At 37.0% G+C, this 18,099-nt stretch carries 10 protein-coding genes; all 10 read right to left on the minus strand.

The genetic code is table 11. The features are described 5' to 3' along the window. Positions 1-1,023: 1,023 nt before the first annotated feature. Complete coding sequence (locus ACFPM4_RS07095) at positions 1,024-2,655, minus strand: response regulator transcription factor (protein ID WP_382349454.1); 1,632 nt, start codon at positions 2,653-2,655, stop codon at positions 1,024-1,026. Positions 2,656-2,881: 226 nt separating this feature from the next. Continuing rightward, positions 2,882-5,518: an endo-1,4-beta-xylanase gene (locus ACFPM4_RS07100; RefSeq protein ID WP_382349457.1), complete on the minus strand. Its 2,637-nt coding sequence runs from the start codon at positions 5,516-5,518 to the stop codon at positions 2,882-2,884. 168 nt (positions 5,519-5,686) lie between these two features. After that, positions 5,687-8,455 (minus strand): endo-1,4-beta-xylanase, encoded by a 2,769-nt coding sequence (locus ACFPM4_RS07105; protein ID WP_382349460.1) that lies wholly within the window; start codon positions 8,453-8,455, stop codon positions 5,687-5,689. 271 nt (positions 8,456-8,726) lie between these two features. After that, entirely contained in the window at positions 8,727-9,626 is a 900-nt protein-coding gene (locus tag ACFPM4_RS07110; RefSeq protein ID WP_382349463.1) for an ABC transporter ATP-binding protein, read from the minus strand. 1 nt (position 9,627) lies between these two features. Next, positions 9,628-12,471 (minus strand): ABC transporter permease, encoded by a 2,844-nt coding sequence (locus tag ACFPM4_RS07115; protein ID WP_382349466.1) that lies wholly within the window; start codon positions 12,469-12,471, stop codon positions 9,628-9,630. A gap of 12 nt (positions 12,472-12,483) precedes the next feature. Continuing rightward, positions 12,484-13,527 (minus strand): efflux RND transporter periplasmic adaptor subunit, encoded by a 1,044-nt coding sequence (locus tag ACFPM4_RS07120; protein WP_382349469.1) that lies wholly within the window; start codon positions 13,525-13,527, stop codon positions 12,484-12,486. Continuing rightward, positions 13,496-14,191 (minus strand): ABC transporter ATP-binding protein, encoded by a 696-nt coding sequence (locus tag ACFPM4_RS07125; RefSeq protein ID WP_382349472.1) that lies wholly within the window; start codon positions 14,189-14,191, stop codon positions 13,496-13,498. Before ACFPM4_RS07125 ends, ACFPM4_RS07120 begins: the two co-directional genes overlap by 32 nt. Before the next feature lie 93 nt (positions 14,192-14,284). Further along, on the minus strand, positions 14,285-15,280 hold the full coding sequence (locus ACFPM4_RS07130; RefSeq protein WP_382349475.1) for an endo-1,4-beta-xylanase: 996 nt from the start codon (positions 15,278-15,280) through the stop codon (positions 14,285-14,287). A gap of 13 nt (positions 15,281-15,293) precedes the next feature. Next, the gene (locus ACFPM4_RS07135; protein WP_144921603.1) at positions 15,294-16,298 is read right to left on the minus strand and encodes a glycoside hydrolase family 43 protein; all 1,005 of its coding nucleotides are present in this window, start codon (positions 16,296-16,298) and stop codon (positions 15,294-15,296) included. Between the two features lie 241 nt (positions 16,299-16,539). Further along, positions 16,540-17,469: an aldo/keto reductase gene (locus tag ACFPM4_RS07140; RefSeq protein WP_382349479.1), complete on the minus strand. Its 930-nt coding sequence runs from the start codon at positions 17,467-17,469 to the stop codon at positions 16,540-16,542. Positions 17,470-18,099: the final 630 nt, after the last annotated feature.

Genomic DNA, 18,099 nt, shown 5'->3' on the forward strand with positions numbered 1-18,099 from the left:
AGAGGTGCACCTCAAATGCGTCGTGACAGGCTCTATCAAGACCGTTTATTGATGTGTTTCATCTCAAAATCGACTTGAGAACCTCTGTCTCAACCAGTTTAAGGCACGGGCTACTCCATATTCGTCGTGACGAACTCTATCATGACCGATTCTTTAAGAGGTGCACCTCAAATGCGTCGTGACAGGCTCTATCAAGACCGTTTATTGATGTGTTTCATCTCAAAATCGACTTGAGAACCTCTGTCTCAACCAGTTTAAGGCTCGGACTACTCCATATTCTTCGTGACAGGCTCTATCAAGACAGTTTCATGATAAGCTTCATCTTAAATCTGACTTGAGAAGCTCTGTCTCAACTTGTTTAAGGCACGGGCTACTCCATAATCGTCGTGACGAACTCTATCATGACTGATTCATGTTGAGTTTCACCTCTAATTCGTCGTGAGAAGCTCTGTCTCAACCAGTTTAAGGTGAATTTCACTTCAAATACGTCGTGACGAACTCTATCATGACCGATTCTTTAAGAGGTGCACCTCAAATGCGTCGTGACAGGCTCTATCATGACTGATTCATGTTGAGTTTTACCTCTAATTCGTCGTGAGAAGCTCTATCTCAACCAGTTTAAGGTGAATTTCACTTCCAATTCGTCGTGACGAGCTCTATCAAGACAGTTTCATGATAAGCTAAATCTTAAATCTGACTTGAGAAGCTCTGTCTCAACTTGTTTAAGGCGCGGGCTGCTCCATAATCGTCGTGACTGGCTCTATCATGACTGATTCATGTTGAGTTTCACCTCTAATTCGTCGTGAGAAGCTCTGTCTCAACCAGTTTAAGGTGAATTTCACTTCCAATTCGTCGTGACAGGCTCTATCATGACCGATTCATAAAGAGTTTTTCCTCTAAATCGCCATGACAGACTCTATCTCAACCATTAACAGCCCATTCCCTATAAAAGTGGCCGTGAGAATCCAACACAACAAAAAAAGCATGAGCATACTCTCGCATGCCCATACTAAGCTAAACGATTCAATTATAGATAAGACTATCTTTATATTCTTGTGGAGTCATCCCTGTTGATTTTTTAAAGAACCTTGTGAAGGAGTGAGCTGCTTCGTAACCAACTTTTAAAGCTACTTCACGTACCTTTAAGTCCCCGTTACTCAGTAATTCTTTTGCCTTTGTAATACGACAGTTATCAATATACTCCGATATGTTCATCCCTTTTTCTTGTTTAAAAAATCTCGATAAATAGGAAGGGTTAAAATGGTGAACTTCCGCAAGTCTTACTAGAGATAAATCCTCATGTAAATGATCTTGAATAAATTCGCATATTTTTTCAGCGACTGTAGATGCCCTATCACGTTCATCCATTGATTTGATATCTAGGACGCGCTTTCCAATTTCCAATAAATAATGAAAACCGTCTTCAATTGTTTTATGTGCTTCTAGTCGCATTAGTTTTTCTAAATTATTTAACTGACCATGTAGCCCCTTACGATTTATGTAGGTTAATAACATTAATGATAAAGAATAATAGATTTCATTTACTTTTTGAAAACTACATACATGATGTAAGGCATATTCTTTCATTTCTGTAAAACTATCAATAAACTCATCTTTTCTTCCGATTTCCAGATGTCCATTGAGTATCTCCACTTTTGACGCTAACCGTGTAGACTCTTTATTTTCCACATCAGTAGTTTGTGAGTATAAATCGATTTGTATGGAAGATAGGCCATCGCCAATTTTCATTTGCTGCAATTCACGTAATCTTTCATACTGCAAGGTAACTTTAGACCAATTACTTTTAGACCCACTAATCGTAAATGATAGTTCGATACCAAGAGATTGTTGGCATGCTTCTTGAATTTGCTCTAATGTCCCTTCCAGATAGCGTATCAAATGTTCATTAAACTTTTCATCATTATAATCAGATGGCTGAAGAAACCATAACCAATCTCCCTTACGATCTACAATTGCGAGATGGTGAAGCTGATTGCTTATAAACTGTTCCCATATCACCCGAACTGATGTAAGCAGTTTTGCTTGCTCAGTATATGTAATTTCACTTGGATGCACAACTCGCCCAAGAACGAGGAAGACAGGTGCATTGGCATTTAAGTTAATATTTAACCGTTGGAAATTTTCACTTAATTCCGTTTCTCGATCATGGAAAATCTGACTATCTTGAACGAAATAACGTAAATACTCCCCTTGTTCCATTTGCTCATACAATTCAAGTTGCTTTTGCGATTTTTCAATGATATTGTTTATCCGATTATCTGTTTTTATCTCTTCTACCACACTTAATACCGTTTCCGTAACTTTTGCATAGCCCTCTGTTTTTAATAGATATTTTACATTTTTCATTTGAAAAGCTTCATAGGCATACTCAAATTCACTATAGCCTGTTAGAAAAATAATTTTACATCTTGGCCAATAGTTTAGGATTTCCTTCGATAATTCCAATCCACTCATTCCGGGCATCCTTATATCTGTTAAAACAATGTCAATCCTTGTTCTGGATAACCAACTTAATGCTTCTTTTGCAGAAAAGGCCTTGTATATGTCTAGTTCCTCAGACTTCAATTGTGAAAATACCTCATACAAAGACTCTGTAATAATTTCTTCATCATCTACAATCAATAGTCTGTACATTATACCTTCTCCTTCTTTGTAATCTAGTAAATAGAATAATATTAATTATATTATACACTAGTTGAAAGCGGTTACTATATGTTTTTAGAATAAATTTAACATTTAGATAATGTGCATTTATTTACTCTATTACCATATCTTTACTAACACAAAAAAAACAGGAGAATTGGCACTCAATATTCGTGACAATTCTCCTATTTAAATTAGCTACTATTTTCTCACTATTTTAGCGTTTATTATTAGGTTTATTCGTGAATTCCAACACACCTATGCGAGAAGTGTTTTGATATGATTGACCAGTTGCATCTTCCCATATAGAAACATTGTCTCTTGAACCATCATCATTTTGATCGTCATTCACTTGAACATCAAACCCTACAACCATTCCTTTTTTTGCAGTAAAATTAAGTTTTATTGCCGCTTCTACTACATAACCATCATCTGTTAATCTCGTAAAGGTTGTAAAGTTTTCAGATGATGCAGCACCACCATAACTTTGTTCATTATTAAAGTTTACGCGATACTGACCGTCATCACTTTCATATTCAGCAGTTTTACCATTGTTTTGGTCTACAAATATTTCGATAGAATCTTGTTCCCAAGGGTTTGGACTAGCTGTCGTTAAAGTTTTGTCATGGACTTCCGCATAAATATATAGGTAATCCTTATCCCATAAAGTCCTGACGTTCGCCCATGCCCCATTTGTCCCCTCTATTTCTTTTCCAGTTTGAATGTTATATGCTTTATCCCATACCTTGTCTTTTTTCCCATCTAGCACAGGAGTTCCAAATACCGCATTCGACGTATTGATTGCAGCTTTCATATTCAACTTCCCGTAGTTTTCTAATTTATTTTCTTGATCATTTGTTGGATCATTCCAAGAAGCAATTTGATTTTCATTCACATCTGTAACACGGATATCAAAACGGACTTCTTGCCCAATAGCTAATTCTTCTTTTGAGATTTTAATTTCCGCTACATATCCGTCTTTACCTTCTTTTACCTTGTAGTGATGCTGATTCTTTCCTTTTCTATTAATCTTGTTATGCAGAATTCCATTTTCATCGTGTATAAAGATTTCTACTGAATCATTTTTGTTCACCGTCTTGTCTCTAACCTCTGTCCAAACATACAGATTCTCGTCATCCCATAACGTTTTAAAGGACACTGGGATATCGTCAGCTATATGAAAGGATTTAGCAGGTACTGTCTCCCAAACTAAATCTTTTTTACCATCTATGTTTGGAGTTCCGAAGTTAGCATCTAGTTCTTGAATTGGTGCAGGTAGTTTTGTAGGATCTACTAATGCCCAGTAAGCTAATTTCGCTTGCATGCGCTCATCAAATAGTAATGGCCAGTTATTTCTAGTAACTGGGAATGTTCGTAACCATGTATTTAAATCATCTTTCCCCCAGAAAATAACTGCATCCAACTGATCAGAGTGCTTCTTAAATATATCAAAAAGGTCCTTATATCGTAGTGCCTGTTCTACTTGAAGTTCATATGGGAATGTCTCATATGACTGCGAATCATTCGAATAAATACTCATATCCAGCTCTGTTATTTCTTGTCTAACACCTAAATCTCTAAATTTCTCTATCATCATATCCATCTCGTTCAAACTTGGATATGTGATACTAATATGATTTTGATGTCCGACACCGTGTACTGGAATCCCTTTATCCTTTAAACGCTTCACTAAATCATACATGGCATCACGTCTATCTGGAATATGTGTATTATAGTCATTAATATATAGAATGGCATCTGGGTCAGCAGCATGTGCATATTCAAATGCTTTCTCTATAAACTCCTCACCAGCAATTTGATACCAAAGACTATTACGCAAACCATTTGGCTGACGATCTCCAATCTCAATTACTTCATTGACGACATCCCATGCATAAATTTTACCTTTGTATCTTCCCATGACTGTTTCAATATGTCTTTTCATACGTTCATAAAGTAACTCTTTACTTGCAAGATTTCCTTCGTCATCATAGAAGACCCAGTTTGGTGTTTGAGAATGCCAAATTAATGTATGACCACGGACTGCAATTCCATTTTCTTCAGCAAATTCAACAATTTTATCGGATCCTGTGAAGTTAAACACACCTTCTTGAGGTTCTGTCGCATCCCATTTCAACTCATTTCCTGGAGTTAAGCTATTATAATGTTTTTTCAGTAGTTGTGCATCCGGGCCATTTGGATCCTCTACTTCATTTGAAAGTATTGCTGCACCTAATTTGAAATGGTCTGCAAATACATCTTTTAAAGATGGAATATCATCTTCAATCACGATTGGCTCAGGAGCTGGTACTTCTTGAATGACAATATCATCTAAATAAAATTCTAATTCCGGTTCATCAAATGCTTCAAAATAAACGGAGATACGTTCCACAGGATGTTTAAGCGTATATTCACCAGAAATCAACACCCATGTATCGTCACTAGCTGTTTTACCATTTACGTGTTCATAATGTGCTGTGCCATCCGTATGCCTTTCAATTAACACAGAAACGCCTGAGCTAGGCATCCCTTCAGGTAATCGTGCCCATGCAGATAGCGAATATGTTTTACCTACCTCCATAAAATCAGTTACATCTATCGTTGTTCCATTCCAAGCATCTACTCTTCCGGATACGTGAAGCCCGTAATCACCACTATACGCGGCATCAGCAGTAGGAGCTAATATAACACTTCCACCTCTTGCACCCCAACCTTGTGTTGTTCCATCTTCAAAATCAAACTTTAGTTGTGGTAATGATTCTTCCTCTGTTTCCGCAAAGCTCATCATGCTCGGCGGAATTAATAGGTTAGCAACTAGCAGTAAGGTTAATAAGATACTAAATCTTTTGCCCATTTTACATCCTCCTAATCTATTATTAAAAGCAAAGATTTAAACACACCTACTGTCTTTCATTTTGTATATATCTCAAGTGAATATTAGTAAGTTTTCACAGAAGATTGTCTTTGTTTGACTCATCTGTCTATACATATTGCTTGGTTCATATTGTATCCCTAAGGTTTTCTAACGATTGTATCCGTTTCCATTTGTTAATACGAGTACACCGAGACGAGAAGTGTTTTGATATGATTGACCAGTTGCATCTTCCCATATAGAAACACTATCTCTTGAGCCATCATCATTTTGATCGTCATTCACTTGTACATCAAAACCTACAGCAATTCCTTTTTTCGCTGCAAAATTAAGTTTGATTGCTGCTTCCACTACGTAACCATCATCTGTTAATCTCGTAAATGTCGTAAAGTTGTCTGATGACGCTGCTCCACCATAACTCTGTTCATTGTTAAAATTGACACGGTACTGGCCGTCATCACTTTCATATCCAGCAGTTTTGCCATTATTTTGATCTACAAATATTTCGATAGAGTCTTGTTCCCAAACGTTTGCGCTAGCATTCGTTAAGGTTTGATCATGGACTTCCGCATATATATATAGGTGTTCTTTATCCCACAAAGTACGCACATTTGCCCATGCTCCATTTGTACCCTCAATTACTTTTTCAGTACGAATGCTAACCGCTTTATCCCATACCTTATCTTTTTCCCCGTCCAAAATAGGTGTACCAAATACTGCAGTGGCTGTATTGATTGCGTCTTTTAAATTCAATTTCCCAAAACTCTCATGATTGTCTTCTTGGTTATTTTTTTTATCATTCCAAGACACGATTCTGTTTTCATTCACATCTGTAACACGAATATCAAAACGGATTTCTTGGCCAATAGCTAATTGTGCACTTGGTATTTTGATTTCCGCTACATATCCGTCTTTTCCTTCTTTCACCTTGTAATGAGACTGATTTTTTCCTTTTCTATTAATCTTGTAATGCTGAATTCCGTTTTCATCGTGCAAAAAGATTTCTACTAAATCATTTTTGTTTACTGTGCTGTCTTTAACCTTTGTCCAAACATATAGATTCTCATCATCCCATAAGGTTTTGAATGATACAGGCATATCGGCTACAGAAAATGGAGTTGCAGGTACTGTCTCCCAAACTACATCTTTCTTTCCGTCTATGTTCGGACTACCGAAGTTAGTAGAAGTTTCTCTAATCATTTTAAGCACAGATAGAATGCTATAAAAGGCTGGCTTAGGCTGTAGTTTCCCATCAAATAAGCGACTATACTGTTTATCATCCGTATAAAATAAATATTCGTCCATTACTCCAAATACTGTTACACTCGTGATGTTTGCAGGACCTCCGTTTTTCACATGGAGTGACATCAATACTTCAAATAATTCTTTATATCTGTCTGCCTGCCTTTGCATCGATGCCTCATCTTTATCATCGCTGCTAATTGTTAATTCTGTCAGATGCAACTCTAATCCTAGTTCACCGAACTTTTCGAGAGCAGCTTTCACATTATCATAACCTGAAGTGATTGCAGGATAGGAAAGACCCATATAACTTTGCATACCAATCCCATCAATTAAACCTTTTTCCTTCAGTGAAGCTACTAACCCATATATACTATCCGTTTTCTTTGGCTGAAAAGTGTTGTAGTCATTATAGAATAACTTAACATCTTCATCCGCATACTTTCTCGCATATTGAAATGATTTTTCAATATAATCTGTACCAATAGTTTTGTACCATAAGTTATCTTCGTCATTTCCATATTTCGTCCGTATATGGAAACCTGTTTCTGTCTCATAATGACCTTCCACTATTTCGACTGCTTCATTTACAACATCCCAGCTATAAATGACTCCTGGATATTCTGTTTGCATAAACTCGAGAACCTGTTTTATATAGTTCTCTAAGCGATGTAACATCGTTTCACGATCCACAAATTCTCCATCTGATTTATATCCTTCTCGGAAGAACCAGTCTGGTGTTTGGGCATGCCAAACTAATACATGGCCACGCATTTGAATGCCATTCTCCTTTGCAAATTCGAGCCCGGCAATAACACTATCATAATTAACGGCTGGGTTTTCATTTCCATTCTCGTAGTTTGCAATACTTTCTTGTTGATTAAGAAGATAAGATGGTTTCATTAAGTTTGTGTAAGTAACACTATTAAATTGGTGTTTTATGATTTCGCTCATTGCTGCTGACTGAACTGTATCATTAGAAGGGGAACTCCCATTTAAACCAACACCAAATTTAAAATAATCCTTAAATTCATCCTTAAGTGAAGGACCTGTAACTGCATCGGTAATATTAAAACCGTCCACTACAATAGCTCCTTCTGGAAATTCTTCCTCTGGAATTTCCTCCACTTCCTTCTCTTCTATTAAAATATCGTCTACATAAAACTCTAGTTCTGGGTTTGCATAAGCCTCAAGGTAAAGCGCAATACGTTCGACTGGGTTATTAAGTGTATATTCTCCAGTGAACTCCACCCATTCACTATCGCTAACATTAATTGATCCTACTGTTTCGTAATTTGCATTTCCATCTGTCACTCTTTCTACTTTTATCGACACTTCAGATTGTTCGATTCCTTCAGGTAAACGAATCCAACCTGATACGATATAAGTCTTTTCTTGCTCCATGAAGGAAGTTAAATTATAAGTAGGTCCATGCCATCCACTCGTTCGTCCTGAAACATGAAGTCCATAATCTCCCGAGTACGCAGCATCCGCTGTAGGTGTTAATACTTCAACACCACCTCTTCCACCCCAACCTTGTGTTGTTCCATCTTCAAAATCAAACTTTAGTTGTGGTAATGATTCTTCCTCTGTTTCTGCAAAGCTTATCATGCTCGGCGGAATTAATAGGTTAGCAACTAGAAGTAATGTTAATAACATGCTAAATCTTTTTCCCAAGTTAACAGCCTCCTATTTCAAATATTGGAAAATACGAATGTTCACCTACCTTCATATGAAATGAGTAGTTTACTAAGCAAATGGGTATTATGTACCACCCTATGATAAGAATAAATACCCATTAATGTAAACTAATTCCATTTTATCGCATATTCCAACTTTTAAGTACCCGAGCAAATATAGGAGATAGACCTACAAATTACAGGACTTTTCGTGATGTATAAAAAAAGAAAGCAAGAAGTGAAATCTCTCACTCTTACTTTCAGACAATCTATGACGCATCTATTTTTTTCTTTACTTCATTTGGATTTACGATGATAATCTTACCGTCTTCTATTTCCATCCTTACTTTATTGGAATCCTTCACACCTATTGCTTCTAAATAATCCTCAGGTACTTGGATTCTTCGAGCACTGTCCAGGACAGTTAATTCCACATGTGTATCATCATCTTCGCCTTGTTCTTCTTCCAACTCCATATCTAGGTAGGCAGAGCGACGTAATATTTCACTCGATGTTTTCCCATCTCGAATCGCAACAACACGATCCATCTTTCTTGTTAGCTGCGTATCGTGGGTAACGATGACGATCGTAACACCTAATTCGCGGTTTAAATTTCGTAGAACATCTAATATAATATCCGCCGTTTTCGTATCAACACTACCAGTCGGCTCATCCGCAAGAATAAGACTTGGGTTGTTTGCAAGCGAAATGGCAATCGCAACACGTTGCTGCTCCCCACCAGATAAGGAATGTAGCTTATTATTAATACGATGACCCATTCCTACCATTTCCAATAATTCCTTGGCACGTTCGCGTTTATGCTTGCCTTTTATTAACATTGGAAGTTCCACATTTTCTACAGCGGTTAAGTAAGGAATTAAGTTACGAGCATTGTTTTGCCATACAAATCCAACTGTTTCTAGCTTATACTTCACCAAATCCTTATCCGAGAGGCGCAGTAAATCCTTCCCATCCACAATCAATTTACCTGCAGTGGGACGGTCTAGTCCACCTAGCATATTCAATAAGGTGGACTTCCCGCTCCCAGAGTTTCCGATAATGCCCATCATTTCCCCTTTTTCTACTTGTAAATCAAGTCCTTGAAGGGCGATAACCTCATTATCATCGTCGATTTTATATATTTTCATTAAGTTTTGGCAATCTATCATATTAATCCTCACCTAGCTTAATCGCTTGATCTATTTTTATGCTTCTTAAGAAGCCAATTAGTATGGAACTACCAAGAACAAGCATTATTATTACGAACATGTATATCTTCATTTCATCACTTGCATCTGATATTACGGCAAACGGAGGCATCATTTCCTGAACATTAAAGGATAGTTTAAATAATGGTACGTAAAGTAGGCTTGTAATACTTCCTATCGTCACACCTAACATACAGGCAATTCCTGACGTAAGTACTTGTTCCGAAACTAATATACTAATAAGTTTCGGCATCGGAATTCCCATTGCCCGGTAAATACCATATTGTAATGTTCTTGATTTAATCGTGAGAATCCAATATAAAATAAATCCGATAAAGGAAATCATTAAGGATATTAGGAATCCAAGCGTCATTGTTCCATTTAACCCTAATAATAGTGCACTATTTTTCAAGTCAATTAATTTTGGATACATATCATCAATGGAATATATCGGTAATCCTTTATCCGTTATACTTTCATAGAATTGCTCGCGAGTTACATCTGGTTTTAACTTCATCCACACATCATATGGTTCAAGACTAATCATATTTTGAATGTATGGAAGATTAGCAACAACTAATGCTGCGTTATTATTGGATTCAGGCACTTTCTTAAGTGGATTAAATGTCGGCCAATAATCCACTATGCCATATACCACAAAATCGGCTCCGTCTAATCCATCCCAACGAAGTTTAATATAGTCGCCTTCTTTTGCATTTAATGAACGAGCTACTTCCCGCGAAATAATGACGGCACTTGGTTCTTTTGCTAACAGATTTAAATACTCATACCAATGGTGCTGTAACAAAGAATCTTTGAACCAATTCACTTCACCAAAATCCTTTGATTCAATTCCCATTAAGGAAGCGTAACTCATCGTTCTGTTATTGGAAAGCATAGTGACGGTCACACCTTCCTTTTGAAACACCTTTGCCGTTTGTTCAACTTCAGGTATTTGTGTAAATGGCTCAAAGGATGGCTCTGTGTATACAACACGTTCTGAAATAGCATTGTTTTGTTGCCCTTGTTGTCCTGGTTGACCACCTGCATACATCGACGGTGGTGCAGTACTTTTCCAGCGCACACTTACTTTTACATCTGCTCCATACTCATAATAAATTTGTTCTTCTAGATTACTATTAATCGTTCGTGCTGCACTTGCACTAAAAACGCCAATACCAATGGTCATAATTAAAAACAACATTAAGAATTGATATTGTCTTGCAGATCTACTTACTTGTAGGAATGTACTATAAAGAGAGACTGGCCAAAATTTTGCACCTAATTTATAAATAAGCATTAATACGAATGGATAGATTCGTAAGATAATTAATCCCAGACCAATAATGAATAACGCGGGAATAAAGAATAAAATAGGATCAATCATCAAGTCAGATGGATTACCATTAATCGCTAATAAATCCTGTTGTCTTCGATTAAAATTCATTAATCCATATATAGAAATACCAAACAGTAACAATTCAAACGTAATCGTATACCAATTTTGCTTTCCAAATTTTCGTGCGGATTCTTGTTTATGACTTACAATACTTTGACCTGATGCTCGGTATACTGGAATCATGATCATCACGATCGATGCAAGCAATGCAAAAAATGCATATACGTAGGCTTTTGAAGTCAATTCAATTGGCAGTGATGAACGTTGCACAAACTCTAAGAAACCATTGGAAGCACCGAGAACTTTACAAAGCTGTAATCCTAAATATGGTCCGATAAAAAAGGCTAGTATACTGAGCGTTAATATTTCAATAAAATAAATGCCAAGTATTTGCCAACGACTTGCTCCACGACTTGCTAACACGGATATCTCTGTCAGCTGTCTATCAATGATTAGTTTTGAAATCATATATAAATAGACAGCAAGCATGATTAAGACAGGTACATTTAACGACCATAGCATAATCGTTAACTGTTCACCTTTGTTTGCATACGAACGAAGAATATCTTTTATAGGAAATCGGAAAAGAACGGAATCATTCTTTACCTGATTAATTTCCGAACGGAGTCGACTTTCCAATCCGAGCATTCTCGGAATATCATCTTCTTTTATTTCATAATAGTCAAAAGCCGTTCTAAATTGACTAATTCCAAGTAACTTCTCATTCTCGTCCATGATGACTTTACGGAATAAATCCTCATGTAAAATAAAATCTTCCGAATAATTGTCTTCCAGCATCGACCAATATGGGCTATCACCGACTGGTTGAAAAACACCTACTGGTTTTATATGAAATTGCACATCTTTTTCTTGTAAATAAAATTCGGTTCCTAGCACTATTTCTCTCTTTTTCAATGCTGCCTCGGAAACTAGCACTTCGAAAATTCCATCCACAGGTTCTGGTTCTGGATATTTTCCGTCAATTAAATTAATATGATCTTCTAGGTTTGTAAGTGTGAGTAGTTTTCCAGCTTGTGGTGGTTTCGACTGTCGCTCCTCTACATAGCTTACCTTAAATGGAGAAGTTGCTAGTGTATCTACTTCTGTTAAAATCGGCAAACCAACTTCTTGAATAATATCCTTTTTTACTTTCTCTATATCTTGTAATGTTTCCCCACCATTTTTAATATTGGCGAATGTATCCGTGAACGTAAATTCCCCGGGAAACTGATTCGTCCTAATCTGGTAATCTTCTAACTCTGAAATCAACATTTTCTGCAAAATACTGGAAGTATATGTGGGGATACTCGACACTAATGAGACTGTAATAATCAAACCAAGGAAAAGACTACCCGTTAGCCACCGATTATTCAGCATTTTGCGAAAAATCAACTTAAAAATTGCCACGGTTCTCTCCTCCTACTTAATAATGACAACGTCTCCTTCTTCCAGTCCCTTCAAAACTTCCACCTCAGTACCAGAGATAATTCCTACTTCAATATCTACTTCTCGTTTCGTATTATCTTTCAGAACTTGCACATAGTTACGTCCATTTGACGTACGCAAAGTAGACTTCGGAATAATTAACGTATCCTCTTCTTTTGCCGTAATAATTTCCATTCGATTGACGGAACCTACTGTAGCAGCTTCTGGTAATTCATCAAATCCAATTACAACTGTTTTACCATAGTGGTCCGGGTTTTGTTGAAAAATATCACTTGGAATGTCAATTGGTGTTTGAATCACTTTACCAGTTATTTTCTCACCGTTCACCTCTACTGTTGCTTCCATCCCCGTTTTCACATCTACGACATCAGCAGGTGATATGGCTGAATATTGGAGATGAAGATTCTTAATATCGGCTACTTGAACTAGTACCTGGTATGCTCCAACATACTGACCTTGTTGTATATCGGTTGCAAAGTTAACAGTACCATCTATTGGTGAAGTTATTTTTGACGCAGCCAATTGATCATACATCAAATTCAATCGATTTTTAATCCCTTGAATATCTAATTTCGCTATCTCAATTCCAACTTTATCTGGATGTTCAGATTCTCGCATTTGTTTTAAACGTAATTCTGCTTTCTTTAAGTCTAATTCTACTTGGCTAATATCAAATTCTAAATTTCCCGTTTGTAATTTTACGAGTAATTGACCTTTTTTCACTGTATCTCCTCTCGTAACATAGACCTCTTCTAATCTACCCCCATCATTAGAATAGAACAGATCATGTTGCTTATCGGATACAAATGTGCCAGCCCCATTTACACTTTTCACCAATTCACCACGTGTAACAACAGCTGTTTCATAATCCAGTTCAGGTGGTTCTGATAAAGGTGGTGCTAAAACAGGCTCCTCCTTCGGTAGAAAGGAACAACCTCCAAGAATCGTCCCAAATACAATTGCAAGCCAAATAAATGCATATCTCTTATATAATATTTTCTTTTTTTTGATAGGCAATTTTCTTATCCTCCAATGTATAAACATGGTCTAGAATTTCTAAGATGCCTGGGTCATGAGTTGTCATAATAATAGTTGTCGAAGTTCTCTTCACTAACTCCTGAAATGCATGAATGATGCGGAAAGCCATTTTACTATCTAATTCAGCAGTAGGCTCATCCGCTAATATTAACTTCGGTTTTACTGCTACTGCTCGAGCAATTGCAACTCTTTGTTGTTCTCCACCAGATAACTCAAAAGGTCGGTGTTTTTTTCGTTTCGTTAAGCCTACAAGTTCCAACGACTCTTCAATATTTTCTTGCCATTCTGACCGTGGAACCCCTGCAATTCGCAAGCCAAACTCTACATTTTCTTCTACAGACATTAATGGCACTAATCCATAGGATTGGAATACAAATCCCATTTCTGTTCTCCGTATTTCTGATCGTTGTTTCTCACTTAACTTATTTAAATGTTTATCTTTAAAATAAATATCACCACTAGTCGGCTTATCTAAAGCACCTAACAAGTTCAATAATGTAGTTTTACCGGATCCAGATCTACCTCTTAAAGCAATAAGTTGATTTTCTTGTACGGTTAAATTAATTCCCTCCAGAACTTCCACTTTCTTACTCCCTTGGTTAAATGACTTAACTACGTTTTCCACTTGAATAATTGTTTCCATCTTTCACACCCTTTGAGATAAAATTTCAGGGATGTCTCAAAGGAGGGGGGAGAACCCCTTTTGAAACATCCCCTACTTTATCGATAATTAGGATTATATGCTCGTAATTTTATAGAACGATTCTTTCGGCTGATGGTTTTCATCAAACACGAAAGGCCAATTTTTTCTTCCTCTTACCGGGAAGCCATCTAACCATGTATAGTCATCTGCGGCACCCCAGAACGTAACACAGGAAATTACGTCTTTATATTCCCTAAAGATACGGAAGAATTGATCATAACGCTCCGTCTGCTTCTCCATCATTTCTGCTGTAGGAGCCTTTAAATCTGTGCGTTTATCATCAAAGTTAAAGACAGAAACATCCATTTCGGTTACATGGATTTGCAGACCTAATGATGCATAACGTTCAATTGCTTGACGGATATCATCAAGATTAGGATGGAAGTTACTCCAATGTGCTTGCATACCAATTCCGTGTATTGGCACGCCTCTTTCTACTAATCCTTTTGCTAACGAATAAATTTTTTCTCGTTTGACAGGATTTGATTCATTATAGTCATTGTAGAAAAGAAGTGCATCTGGATCTGCTAAGTGTGCATATTCAAAAGCTTTATCGATGAAATCTTCTCCAGCAATTTCTAACCATTTTGAATCTCGTAAGATATTTTCGCCACTATCAGTTACCGCTTCGTTGACAACATCCCAGCAATAAATTTGCCCTTTATATCTACCAACTACAGTATCAATATGATTCTTCATGCGACTTAATAGTGTCTCTCTATCTGTCAAACTTCCATCTTTATTTGTAAATAACCAATCGGAAGTTTGGTTATGCCACACAAGTGTATGACCACGTACTTCTTTATTATGTTCTTTGGCAAAGTTCATAATTTCGTCTGCTTTTTCAAACGTGAACTTTCCTTCTTCTGGTTCCAAGCTGCCAAATTTCATTTCATTTTCAGCAGTTATACTACTAAAATGAGTATTAATTAAATCCTTTGATGTTTTAATTGTATATGGATTTACTGCTGCACCAATATGAAAGTAATCCTCATATAATTTATACAGGGATGGAATCTCGTTACTCATCTATTTTCCTCCTCTATTCCTCATCAGGATAAGGCTTGTAATCTAGCATTTTTATCGTTCCATCTTCGTTATATTGAAGTTCCGTATATTTCACACTACGTTTATGGTTTACCCCACCTGATAGGGAGCTATCATGATAGAATAAATACCATTTCCCTTTAAACTCAACGATAGAATGATGTGTTGTCCAACCTACTACAGGTGGCAAAATACGTCCTTTATACACGAACGGGCCTGTTGGACTTTTACTCATGGCGTATACAAGATAGTGCGTGTTCCCAGTAGAGTAAGATAAGTAGTAATATCCGTTATACTTATGCACCCATGGTCCTTCGAAAAATCTTCTCTCTTCATCACCAGCAAGCAATGGGTTGCCGTCTTCGTCGACAATTGAAATTTCCTGTGGTTCACTTTTAAAAGTAAGCATATCGTCTGTCAACTCAGCAACAATTGGGCCTAATGCAGGTGCATCTTCTGCTGGACCTTCTGCATCCGCAACAAAGGATCCTGTTTGCCATTTTTCTAACTGGCCACCCCATAAACCACCGAAATACATATAAGCTCTATTATCGTCATCGACTAAAACTGCTGGATCAATACTAAAGCTACCAGGTATATAGTTTTCCTCTGGAGTGAATGGACCTGCAGGATTATCAGCAGTTGCAACACCAATTCGGAAAATATTATCTTTATCACGTGCTGGGAAATAGAAATAATACTTACCATTTTTATAGGCTGCATCTGGTGCCCACATTTGTTTCGTCGCCCATGGAACGTCTTTCACATGAAGCACTTCTCCGTGATCAACTACCGGTGCCCCAATATCATCCATAGAAAGCACATGATAATCTTCCATCTTATACTGATCACCATTGTCATTGGACGGACCATCATGATCTAAATCATGAGAAGGATAAATGTACAATTTCCCTTCAAACACATGGGCAGATGGATCTGCTGTATAAATATGTTCTACAATTGGATGATTTGGTTTTGTTGCATTTGTTGCTTTTACCATCTTTTGATTCTCCTTATCTATTATGTTCTGTAAGTGTTTCCAAAATGTTGTAACAAAAGTTATCCATACTCTTGCAAAATATGGTGCCCCCTAAGGAGCTTATATTTATTTTAACGTAGGTAAGTGTGGATAGTTACCCTAGAAAGTATAGAGAAGTACCGTTGATATTTAATAACATAGCTCCAAATCTAGTATTTTTTGCAAAATAAGGCATCGATTGAGAAAAATATTAGAACAAAACTTACGACCAGTCAGAATTTCCACTTGGCCATGTTTTATTATGAATTGGTTGTAAAATCTTCAAAACTTCCTTCAGTAGATTCTCATCTATCGATTCTTGTGCCCAAGCAATATTGTTCCTTATGTTTTCAACACTAGCTGTACTTACTAATGTTGTAGGAATGAATTCATTTTGCACAGCAAATTGGATTGCTAGTTTCGATATATTCATTCCATTTTCTGCACAAAATGCTGCTGCCTTTTTACAAATTGTACGGATTTCATCATCTGCAGGATGCCAGTCAGGAACAGATCTTGTACTTAATAGTCCCATTGACAAAGGTGAAGCATTCATTAATCCTATTTGCTTTTTATGTAAAAGAGGAATGAGGGATAACAAGGATGTATCGTTTAAAGAATAATGACAATACGATAAAATCACATCCAAGTCTACTTTCTGAAGTGTTTTTTCGAATACCGTTAACGGCAATCCGGAAACACCAAAAAAGCGAATCTTTCCTTCCTGTTTCAATTGTTGTAAAGCAGGAATTCCTTCTTCTAAAACTTGCGTATAGGAGCCGAACTCAATATCGTGAAGCAGTAGTATATCTACATAATCAGTGCCTAATCTAGTTAAGCTCTCATCAATACTTGCAAAGATTCGTTTCTTGGAAAAATCGAAATCGTTCTCGCCATAGCGACCCGCTTTTGTTGACAATATATAATTATCCCTTGGGATTTCTTTCAGTGCTTTCCCAAGTACTGTCTCTGCCTTTGTTAGTCCGTAATATGGTGATACGTCGATTAAATTGATACCATGGTCGATCGCTGTATGGACTGTCTTTATTCCTTCTACTTCATTAATATCTCGAAAAACTGATCCTAAAGAGGATGCTCCGTAGCTAAGGGTGGATACTTCTAATCCGGTATTTCCTAATTGTCTATATTTCACTGTAAGTCCTCCATTTGTTTCTTCATATGTATATTTTAATGTAGTTATGATTGCATAGTTACCCTATGGATTATAGATACTTTTATTGTGTCACAAAACAGTTTACTAGAATGTTATTCTATATTGTTGATTTCCGCTGCAGGTGGACGCTTTCCGCGGGGCGAGCGGTGAGCCGCTTCAGTCGCTTGCGCTCCTTGCAGGGTCTCACCTGCACGCTAGTCCCGCAGGAGTCGCCACCTTCCGCTTCAATCAACGGAGACTGCTTATTGATAAGATCACCCTAAAAAAAATTAACTCATACCCTTTTTTAGATACTGCTCTTTTATTGAATACACACTTCCAAGGTCTTAAAAGAGCACTTCCCATAAAAAAAATATATATATAAAAAAAGGACTGGAACAAATATTGATAAAATCAAAGACCGAACTATAGCTTGATATAATCAAGATAGTTCGGTCATTTTCTATCATTTAAACGAATTTAAAGTTAACAGCGGAGGAAATACACGAAGACTCCTGCGGGAGCAAAGGCCTCGATGAGACCCCGCAGGCGTTTAGCGCCGAGTTATCATGAACGAAACTAGCTCCTTACTCGTAAATTCGTAGGTTATTTTGGTAAGAATGTTTAGTG

Origin of the sequence: Lederbergia graminis (genome assembly GCF_042655485.1) — a bacterium.
Taxonomy (GTDB): Bacteria; Bacillota; Bacilli; order Bacillales; family Bacillaceae_C; genus Lederbergia; species Lederbergia graminis.

Bases quoted from the DNA above. Each gene is read 5' to 3' on its own strand.
- ACFPM4_RS07095 (WP_382349454.1), bottom strand. From the start codon at position 2,655: ATGTACAGACTATTGATTGTAGATGATGAAGAAATTATTACAGAGTCT.
- ACFPM4_RS07100 (WP_382349457.1), bottom strand. From the start codon at position 5,518: ATGGGCAAAAGATTTAGTATCTTATTAACCTTACTGCTAGTTGCTAAC.
- ACFPM4_RS07110 (WP_382349463.1), bottom strand. From the start codon at position 9,626: ATGATAGATTGCCAAAACTTAATGAAAATATATAAAATCGACGATGAT.
- ACFPM4_RS07125 (WP_382349472.1), bottom strand. From the start codon at position 14,191: ATGGAAACAATTATTCAAGTGGAAAACGTAGTTAAGTCATTTAACCAA.
- ACFPM4_RS07130 (WP_382349475.1), bottom strand. From the start codon at position 15,280: ATGAGTAACGAGATTCCATCCCTGTATAAATTATATGAGGATTACTTT.
- ACFPM4_RS07135 (WP_144921603.1), bottom strand. From the start codon at position 16,298: ATGGTAAAAGCAACAAATGCAACAAAACCAAATCATCCAATTGTAGAA.